This is a genomic window from Steroidobacter sp., from assembly GCF_016790065.1.
Classification (GTDB): Bacteria; Pseudomonadota; Gammaproteobacteria; order Steroidobacterales; family Steroidobacteraceae; genus Steroidobacter.
On record NZ_JAEUPY010000840.1, the window covers coordinates 1 to 8,764 of the forward strand.

Consider the following 8,764-nt stretch of genomic DNA (forward strand, 5'->3'; position numbering starts at 1 on the left):
TGCTCGTAGGCACGGCGACGGGTATCGACCATGTCCTCGAACGCCTGCACGCTCAACGACCAAGTGGCCAGATTGCGTTGCATGAGCCGCAAGTCACGATAGTTCTTCAGGCCTTCCTGAAATTCATGGGTCGCCATCAAGTGATACAGGTAGCGCGTCTCGGGCGCGTCCGGCAGGTTTTGTAGCTGCCAGTACCAACCCAGTTGATCGATCTTGTCGTTGTCGACGATGGCATCCAGCAACTTGCCGTCGCGAATCGACTGAATCGATTCATCGATGCGTTTGGATTCGGCCGCAAACGCTTCCACCGCAGTTACATACTGTTGTGCCGCCTGACCGGTGGCCGCCAGCTGAGCGTAGGCGTACGGAACCGCCAGATACGACTCCTGCACCGCTGCGTCGAGAATGTCTCGATCGCGCAGCTCCAGCCACGGCGCCAGCGCTTTGTTGAAACGTTTCTCGGCCGAGTCGGCCCAGCCGACTGCGAGCAAGGCTTTGTTGGATTGCGGGCCGGACAGCCGCACTCGCTGCAACACCTTCTTGGCATCTTCGGGCCGATTGGCTTTGAGCCAGGCGAAGCCCAACGCCAGATTGGCTTTATCGCGCAGCGCCGCCAACTCTTCGGTGGGCACGGCGATCTGCCCGACTTCGTTCAACAGCTCGGCCGCTTCTTCGACTCGTTCCTGCCGCACCAACGCCACGCCGATGTTGAAGCGCGCGTACGACGACCACACGTCGCTATGGTCGCCCACCGGCTGCCAACGCTCCAACGCGCGGATCGCTTCGTCGTAGCGGTTCAAATACATCAACACCTGCGCTTCGAGCAGATGCCGTTCGGGTTCCAGATCGCCAGGCAACGCGCCGCGAATCGAGCTGAGCGCGGTGGCGGAATCTTCCAGGTAATTGCGCTGGTACCAAACCTTGGCCAGATAGAACCAGGCGCGGTTGCGCACATCCAGCGGCACGTTGTCGTTCAACAGCGCTTTGAAGATGCGGCCGGCTTCTTCGTGCTGGCCCAGCGACAGATACAACCCGCCCTTGAGCAACTCGGCCTCGACGGCGTGATGACTCAGCCGATTGAAATCCTGCGAGGCGCCGAGGCGCGTCAAGGCCTGCAAATGATCGCCTTGATAGAAATAAAACAGCACGTCGCCCCAATGCAGATCGCGCACCACCTGCGGCGTGCCCACCAACGGGCGCGGCTCAGGCGGCTTGCTCTCCTTGGCGAGCGCGCCGGTGGCGCCGAGCGCTAGCAGCACGGCGCACAGCAGTTTGTTACATCGACCGGACACGGACTATTCCCATTCCTTGACGATGAATTCGGGTTGCGCCTTGACGGCGCGGTCGCTGATCTTGAGCTCCAGATACTTGGCGCCGACGCCCTTCTCCAGCTTGATGGTCGCACCACGACGATAGTCCCGCGCGTTCGGGCCTTGGCCGGTGAACAACGCGATCAGTTCGTGCTCGCCGGCTTTCAGATTGCCGATGAACACGCGATGCACGCCGCCCTTGAGCAGCGCCTGCGCCTCGCGCTCGGTGTACAGATAGTTGGCGACTTCCTTGTTGTCGAGCTTGATGGTGACCGAGTCGAGCGCGAAGAACTCACCCACGTCCATGGACACGAACACCGCCACCTGGGTGTTGGCCGGGAACAGCAGTTCCTCTTCCAGCACGAACAGCTCGCGATTCAAGTCCAGCACTTCTTTTTTCAGTGCCTGCACTTCTTCGTCGAGGCTCTTGAAATTGTCCTCGGTGGCCGGCGCCGAACCGCCACCTTCGCTGAGCGGCGTAGTGGTCGCGGCAGTGGGTTCTTGCGCGCTGGCTGGACCGGTCGCGAACAACGCGAACAAGGGCAGCATCGTGGCAATCAATTTGAACAGGCTCTGGCGCAGCATGAATGTGTCCGGGAATACTTCCGTGGAAGATGCTCGAGGTTCGGTACGAGTTCGATTTGTCTGGCGATGCGGATCCGTTGCGAGCTTCATCGGTGCGCGAGTCACTCGTTCAGCAGCTCACGCAGCTTTTCGGTATAGCGAGCTTCGTAACCGACTTTGTAGCCTTCGGATACGTAGCGCACCACACCTTCGCGATCGATCAGCACCGTCAATGGCATGGTGCCCGCCTGATAGGCGCGGCTCACTTCTTTGCGAGCATCGAACAGCACCGGATAACTGACACGTAACGTGGTGGCCATTTCGCGCGCCGCGTCGAGATTGTTTTCCTCATCCAGGTTGACGCTAAACAGCACCAAACCGGCGCGGCGATACTTGCCGTAGATCTCATCGAGCAGCGGCATTTCCTGGCGGCACGGTCCGCACCAGGTCGCCCAGAAATTGATCAGCACCACTTCGCCGAAATGTTCGGAGAGCCGCACGTTGTCGCCTTGCCAGGAGCGCAACGCGAAGTCCGGCGCGGCTTGCCCGACCAGCGCCGTGGCAGGCACGCATACCGCCGGCCCGAGCAGCAGCAACGCGAGCAAAGCAAAGCGAGGCAACCTGGCGGTGGCCCGGAGCAGCAGGCGAGCTTGTGAGGACTGTGACATCAATCTTGTTCGTCGCCGGACGCGCGGTTAGGCAGCCGATCGGCGCCTCCGCTCAAGTCGAGTCGAGGAGGCCGGCGCTGGCAACCCCGCTGTCCTAGGATGTTTCCCTTAGACCGGTGGCTTTGCGTCCCCACCTTTCGGTGAGTTTGCCTTTGTTGAGGTGCGCCGCTCGCCGACCGACCTGGCAGGCGTGGCAACTCCTCTGACAACGCCAGCTAGGGTGCTATACGCAGCGCAAATATGTCAACGAACGAAGTGTGATGGCAGCGACGCAAAACCGCGACCGCCTTGTGATTTACCGCACACTTCGACGCTCTGTCGTGCGCCGACGACAGCGATTCGGCACCGCTGTATCCGTCCGCAGACGCCTGACAGTCGCGGAATGCGGCCGGAGGGAGGGATCCGGCCGCACCCGCTTTAGCTGCGCCTGTTCTTAGATGGGCGCTTTGGTGCCGACGTAATCGGTCGAGGCGGCGGTGGCCTTCCACATCGCGATCATCTCCGGCGTCGCGGTTTGCGTGGCCGACTGGTTATCCGACGGCAACGTGATCTGCGGCTCGACCGTCAGGCTCGCCGACTGTTCGTGACCGTACAGGAACGTACCGGCAACCGCGGTACCGAGGGTGAGCAACATGGCGGCGCCAAGGGCAATTCGCTTTTTCATGACTGACTCCAATTCGATTCAAATACTGTTCAGAAAAAATTCGTTGCTAGTGCGTTAGGCGCGGACCGGACGCTTGCCGCCGGAGTCACCGTCAGCAAACGCGATCACCGGACGCTTACCGCCAGAGTCGCCGTCAACAAATGCGAGCACCGGACGCTTGCCGCCCGAGTCACCATCAGTCATCGCGATCACGGGGCGCTTACCGCCCGAATCACCGTCGGTCATCGCGAGCACAGGACGCTTGCCACCCGAGTCACCATCAACATAAGCAAGCACCGGACGCTTACCGCCAGAGTCGCCGTCAGTGATGTTGAAGACAGGGCGCTTGCCGCCTGAATCACCGTCCGTCATCGCGAGCACAGGGCGTTTGCCACCAGAGTCGCCATCAGCGAATGCAAGCACCGGACGCTTACCACCAGAGTCACCATCGGTGAAATTCAAAACAGGACGCTTGCCGCCGGAATCACCGTCGGTCATCGCGAGCACTGGACGCTTGCCACCAGAGTCGCCGTCAACATAAGCAAGCACCGGACGCTTACCTCCCGAGTCACCATCAGTGAAATTCAAAACAGGACGCTTGCCGCCGGAATCACCATCGGTCATCGCGAGCACTGGACGCTTGCCACCAGAGTCGCCGTCAACATAAGCAAGCACCGGACGCTTACCGCCCGAGTCACCATCGGTGAAATTCAAAACAGGACGTTTGCCGCCGGAATCACCATCGGTCATCGCGAGCACGGGACGCTTGCCACCAGAGTCGCCATCAGCAAACGACAGCACCGGGCGTTTGCCACCTGAGTCGCCATCGGTGAGGGCCAGTACCGGGCGCTTGCCGCCGGAGTCGCCATCGATGATGTTAAATACAGGGCGCTTGCCACCCGAATCGCCGTCCGCAAACTGCGCACCGGCCTGGCTATTAGCCTGGGCAGAGGCCGCGAACAGAACAGAAGCAACCGCCATCGAAATTGCAAATACGTTACGCATGACAACAATCCCTCCCGGGAAAAGTGCTAAAAATTCCAACCAGCATTGGTTCGATCACTGACATAAGCGACGTCCCCATGTGATTCCCGTCACAGCCACCTCTGGACAAGCGAAAGAAAAAAGGAACAATCAGTGCAACGCTCATGGGTTGGCGCGGGGGACCCCCGAAATCAACCAGTTGAGCGGTATTCAGGGACGACCGTAGGGCGCTTTTGGCGGCCGACTCGCGGCGTCACCGTGGGTCCAAGTGAGAAACTGTCGCACTTGGACCGGTACACTTAGCGTCGCGAGGCCGCGGCCGCTTGCGACCGACAACTTCAAGCAGATAAACAGGCCCGTTTCGGAGACCCGCACCTGAGCAACACAATCGCCGCCGCCATTCCCACGCCAGACAGGCAGGCAGTGACACGGCTGTTGTCTGCGTGGCAGTCAGGGGACACGCGCGCCCTGGAACGACTGACGCCGCTCATATATGAAGAGCTGCGTAACCGCGCCCGTCGCTATATGAAACGGGAGCGGCCTGGCCACACCTTGCAGGCCACCGCGGTGGTGCACGAAGCATTCGTCAAGCTGGTGGAGATGAATGTCTCCTGGCAGGACCGCGCACATTTCTTCGCGGTCGCCGCCCGGCAGATGCGACGTATTCTGGTCGACCATGCCAAGACCCGCTTTCGTGAGAAACGCGGCGGCACCACCACCGGTTCGCTGGACGATTTCGACGTACTCGATCTGGGCCCGGCCACCGCCGGCGATATCGACGTGCTGGAAATCGACGAGGCCCTACAACGCCTGTCGGGCAACAACCCGCGCCTGGCGGAAATGGTGGAACTGCATTATTTCGGCGGTCTCACTTACCAAGAACTATCGGAAACGCTGAAGGTCTCCGAAGCCACCGTGGACCGGGAAATCCGGCTCGCCAAAGCCTGGATCCTGCGTCAGATCCGACCGCAACGGAACCGCGAACCCGAAGCCTCATGACCACCGGTCAACCAGGGAAGACGGACGATCGCTGGGAGCGGCTACAGGACTTGTTCTCCCGTGCCGTCGAATTGCCCGAAGCCGAACGCGAAGCCTTCGTCTGCACCCAGAGCGGCGACGATGCCGAGCTTAAAAATGAGCTGTTGGAGCTGTTGGCGTGCGACGTCGGCAGGTCCACCGGACCGCTGACGCATGCGCTCGGCGCCGCCATCGACGCCACCACGCGCGACCGTCGCAAAGCGCTGGTCGGCAAAGTCGTCGGCAATTACAAACTGGTCTCGATTCTGGGCCACGGCGGCACCGGCACGGTGTATTTGGGCGAACGCGCCGATCGCCAATATTCCGCGCAAGTCGCGGTCAAGATCGTGGACAACGCCACCATCCATGGCGACCTCGGTCTGCGCTTTCGTGCCGAACGGCAAATTCTCGCCAGCCTGAATCACGCCAACATCGCCCGGCTGCTGGATGCCGGCGAGACCGGCGACGGCCAGCCGTTCCTGGTCATGGAATATGTTCACGGCGAACCGGTGGACCGGTATTGCGATCGTGAACAGCTGGACCTGACCGCGCGCCTGAATTTGTTTCTGGAAATATGTAATGCCGTCCAGTACGCGCACCAGAACCTGATCGTGCATCGCGACCTGAAGCCGGCCAACATTCTGGTCACCGCCGAAGGCTCGCCCAAGTTATTGGATTTCGGCATCGCCAAGCTGCTCGATACCGGCGACCAAGCCGCCATGCTGGCGCTGACGCGCATGAACGACCGGCTGCTGACGCCGGAGTACGCCAGCCCCGAACAAATCCTCGGTCGGCAAGTGACCACCGCCAGCGACGTGTACGCGCTCGGCGTCGTCTTATATGAATTGCTCACCGGTCTGCGGCCGTACACCGTGCCGTCCTCGGCCAGCCAGCTGGAACTGGAACGCTCGATTTGTATCAGCGATCCGCAGCGCCCGAGCACCGCCGTCAAGAAGGCCATGGATGCCGCGGCCACCGGTGAATCGCCGATCGGCGGGATCAGTCTGGCCCGCGGTCTGCAGCCCGATCGTTTGCAACGGCGTCTGCTAGGCGACATCGACTCCATCGTCATGCGCGCGCTTCGCAAGGAGCCGCAGCATCGCTACGGCTCGGTCGAACAATTGACCGCCGACGTGCGCCGCTATCTGTCGGCCGAACCGGTGGTCGCACGCCAGGGCAACTGGCTGTACTACTCGCAACGTTTCGTGCGTCGACATACGTTCGGCGTGTCGGCCGGCGTGTTCTTCATGATGGTCATCGTCGCATTCGCGGTCGCGATGTCGGTACAGAACCAACGCATCGCTGCCGAGCGCGACAAAGCGGCGAACGAAGGCAAGTCGGCGCAGGCCGTGTCCGAGTTCATGCTCGGAGTGTTCGATGCCGCCGAGCCGTTCAGTGCTCAAGGTAAAGAGATCACCGCCAAGCAACTGCTCGAGCAATCGGGATTGCGGGTGCGCGGGGACAAAGGCATGCGACCGGAAGTGCGTGCGCGACTGCTCGCTTCCATCGGTCGTGCATTCCGTCGCAGCGGCGATCCGGAACGCTCGCTGAGTTATCTGGAAGACGCCGTTCATCTGCGTCGCCAAATGCCCAATGGCGGCGGCTTGACCGCAGCCGAAGACATGTCCGAAATGGCGGTGACGTTACGCACGCTGGGTGACACCAAGGGCTCGGCAAAAATTCTCGAAGAAGCCATGCAGCTGTGCGAGCGCATCGGCGGCCAGAACACCCCCACCTACGCGACCCTGCTGACCAATCGCGGTCGCGTGGAATTCGCCAGCGGCGACGTGACTCGCTCGCGGCAATCGTTCGAGCAGTCGCTGGCACTGAACCGCCAACTGCGCGGCCCGAACGATCAAGAAGTCGCCGTGGTGTTGCTCGACCTGTCGCTGGTGTTCATGTGGATGGACGACATTCCGTCGGTGGAGCGTGTGACGCGCCAGGCCGTGGACATTTTCCGGCTCACCGCCAACGCGCTGCATCCGGACCGCGTGCTGGCCGAAACCCGACTCGGCGAAGCATTGCTGATGCAGAACCAGATCAACGAAGCCGGCCAGCTGTTCGAAAGCACGCTGGAAAGTCAGCGCACACTGTTCGGCAACAACAGCCGGCAGGTCGCCGAAGTGCTGGACTCGCTGGCGCAGATTCGTCGCGCGCAAGGCCAGCTGGCGGAATCGGAACAGTTCGCTGCCGACTCGTTGAGTTCGGCGGTGAATGCGATGGGCGCCGAGCACGCCTATACACCCTACTTCCGCACTGCCTATGCGTCGGTGCTGATGCGTCGAGGCAAGTACAGCGATGCCGAACGCGAGTTGCGTCACTCGCTCGACACGTTGGCCAAGACGCGACCGGCCGATCACCAATATGTGTGCTCGGCCGAGCACCTGTTGGGCGAAGTGTTGCTCGAGACCAATCGCCTGACCGACGCCGAAGCCATGCTCACCGCCGCGATGAATCGCTGGAAGCGCACCGATGCGCCGGCCTGGCGCTCGGCCCGCTCGGCCAGCGCGCTCGGCGAAGTGCTGTTCAAGCAGGGCCGCATGCGCGAAGCCGAATCCTATTTGACCCGCGCGTACACCGAACTGGCGGCCGACGACAGTGCTGACCGAGACGTCCGCATCAAGGCACGGCAACGAATCGAGCACTTCTACGTCGCCAACGGCCAACGCGAAAAACTCAACGAGCTGATGCTGGCCACCAGCAGCGCCCCCAATAATTCGCCGCAAGCCCGACCGAACTAGCCGCCAAGTCTGAACTGTCTGGTTCTGCTACAGTCTGAACCTGCAAGAATCACTTGTAGGAGTGACGGCAACGATGCTCACACGATCAAATCCCTTCGCGACCCGACTCGCGGCACTACTGCTTTCCTGCGCCCTCACCAGTTCGGCGGCTGTCGCCGGCGAGCGCCAGGACGGACGCCTGCTCACCTCCACTCAGGTGCTGAGCGAGCTGATGCGCATGCCCGAGCAGAATATTCCTACCTGGTTGATGGAACGCGCTTACGCCGTCGCGGTGATTCCCACCGTGATCAAAGTGGGCCTGGGCATCGGCGGCCGTCGCGGCAAGGGTGTGCTGGTGATTCGCAAGGACACCGGCCAGTGGAGCAATCCGGTGTTCATCAACCTCACCGGCGGCAGCTTCGGCTTCCAGGTGGGCGTGCAGTCCACCGATGTGGTGCTGGTGTTCACCTCCAAGCAAAGCATCGAAGGCATCGTCGGCGGCAAGGTGACCTTGGGTGCGGACGCCTCGGTGGCGGCCGGCCCGGTCGGCCGGCAAAGCTCGGCGGCCACCGACATCGGCCTCACTGCCCAGGTGTACTCGTACTCGCGCGCCAGCGGCTTGTTCGCCGGCGTGGCGTTGGACGGCTCGGCCATCACCATCGACGGCGGCTCCAACGAATCGTTCTATAAAAAGCCCGGCATCCTCGCCAGCGAGATCATTCGGGCCGATGCCCCGGCGGCGCCGGCCCCGGCCGATCAATTCGTCGCAGCCGTGCATCGCTCGGCGTCAGGCGGCGGCGTGCCTGCGGTTCACAATGCACCGGCACCGCCGGCGCAAGCCCCGGTTCCTGCTTCCAC

Annotated in this window: 8 protein-coding genes and 1 riboswitch; of the genes, 3 read left to right on the forward strand and 5 right to left on the reverse strand. The window is 61.9% G+C overall.

Annotated elements, in window-relative coordinates:
• The 5 genes from JNL55_RS33845 to JNL55_RS33865 all read right to left on the reverse strand — a co-directional run.
• Nucleotides 1-1,292 (reverse strand): tetratricopeptide repeat protein (locus JNL55_RS33845; protein WP_293865240.1); only part of this gene is annotated, 1,292 nt, incomplete at its 3' end.
• Nucleotides 1,293-1,295: 3 nt separating this feature from the next.
• Complete coding sequence (locus JNL55_RS33850) at nucleotides 1,296-1,895, reverse strand: hypothetical protein (protein ID WP_293865242.1); 600 nt, start codon at nucleotides 1,893-1,895, stop codon at nucleotides 1,296-1,298.
• Between the two features lie 101 nt (nucleotides 1,896-1,996).
• Nucleotides 1,997-2,542, reverse strand: coding sequence for a TlpA family protein disulfide reductase (locus JNL55_RS33855; protein WP_293865244.1), 546 nt, complete (start codon nucleotides 2,540-2,542; stop codon nucleotides 1,997-1,999).
• Nucleotides 2,543-2,618: 76 nt separating this feature from the next.
• A riboswitch (cyclic di-GMP riboswitch) is annotated at nucleotides 2,619-2,703 on the reverse strand.
• Between the two features lie 272 nt (nucleotides 2,704-2,975).
• A complete protein-coding gene (locus tag JNL55_RS33860; protein ID WP_293865246.1) occupies nucleotides 2,976-3,206 on the reverse strand; it encodes a hypothetical protein in 231 nt (76 codons plus the stop codon).
• A 54-nt stretch (nucleotides 3,207-3,260) separates the two neighbouring features.
• A complete protein-coding gene (locus tag JNL55_RS33865) occupies nucleotides 3,261-4,190 on the reverse strand; it encodes a hypothetical protein (protein ID WP_293865248.1) in 930 nt (309 codons plus the stop codon).
• A 402-nt stretch (nucleotides 4,191-4,592) separates the two neighbouring features.
• Between JNL55_RS33865 and JNL55_RS33870 the strand changes: the two genes are divergently transcribed.
• The 3 genes from JNL55_RS33870 to JNL55_RS33880 form a co-directional block, all read left to right on the forward strand.
• On the forward strand, nucleotides 4,593-5,168 hold the full coding sequence (locus JNL55_RS33870) for an ECF-type sigma factor (RefSeq protein WP_293865250.1): 576 nt from the start codon (nucleotides 4,593-4,595) through the stop codon (nucleotides 5,166-5,168).
• Nucleotides 5,165-7,927, forward strand: a complete 2,763-nt coding sequence (locus JNL55_RS33875) for a serine/threonine-protein kinase (protein ID WP_293865252.1) — start codon at nucleotides 5,165-5,167, stop codon at nucleotides 7,925-7,927. Before JNL55_RS33870 ends, JNL55_RS33875 begins: the two co-directional genes overlap by 4 nt.
• Nucleotides 7,928-8,000: 73 nt before the next feature.
• Nucleotides 8,001-8,764 (forward strand): lipid-binding SYLF domain-containing protein (locus tag JNL55_RS33880; RefSeq protein WP_293865254.1); only part of this gene is annotated, 764 nt, incomplete at its 3' end.

Bases quoted from the DNA above. Each gene is read 5' to 3' on its own strand.
- JNL55_RS33850 (WP_293865242.1), bottom strand. From the start codon at position 1,895: ATGCTGCGCCAGAGCCTGTTCAAATTGATTGCCACGATGCTGCCCTTG.
- JNL55_RS33855 (WP_293865244.1), bottom strand. From the start codon at position 2,542: ATGTCACAGTCCTCACAAGCTCGCCTGCTGCTCCGGGCCACCGCCAGG.
- JNL55_RS33860 (WP_293865246.1), bottom strand. From the start codon at position 3,206: ATGAAAAAGCGAATTGCCCTTGGCGCCGCCATGTTGCTCACCCTCGGT.
- JNL55_RS33865 (WP_293865248.1), bottom strand. From the start codon at position 4,190: ATGCGTAACGTATTTGCAATTTCGATGGCGGTTGCTTCTGTTCTGTTC.
- JNL55_RS33875 (WP_293865252.1), top strand. From the start codon at position 5,165: ATGACCACCGGTCAACCAGGGAAGACGGACGATCGCTGGGAGCGGCTA.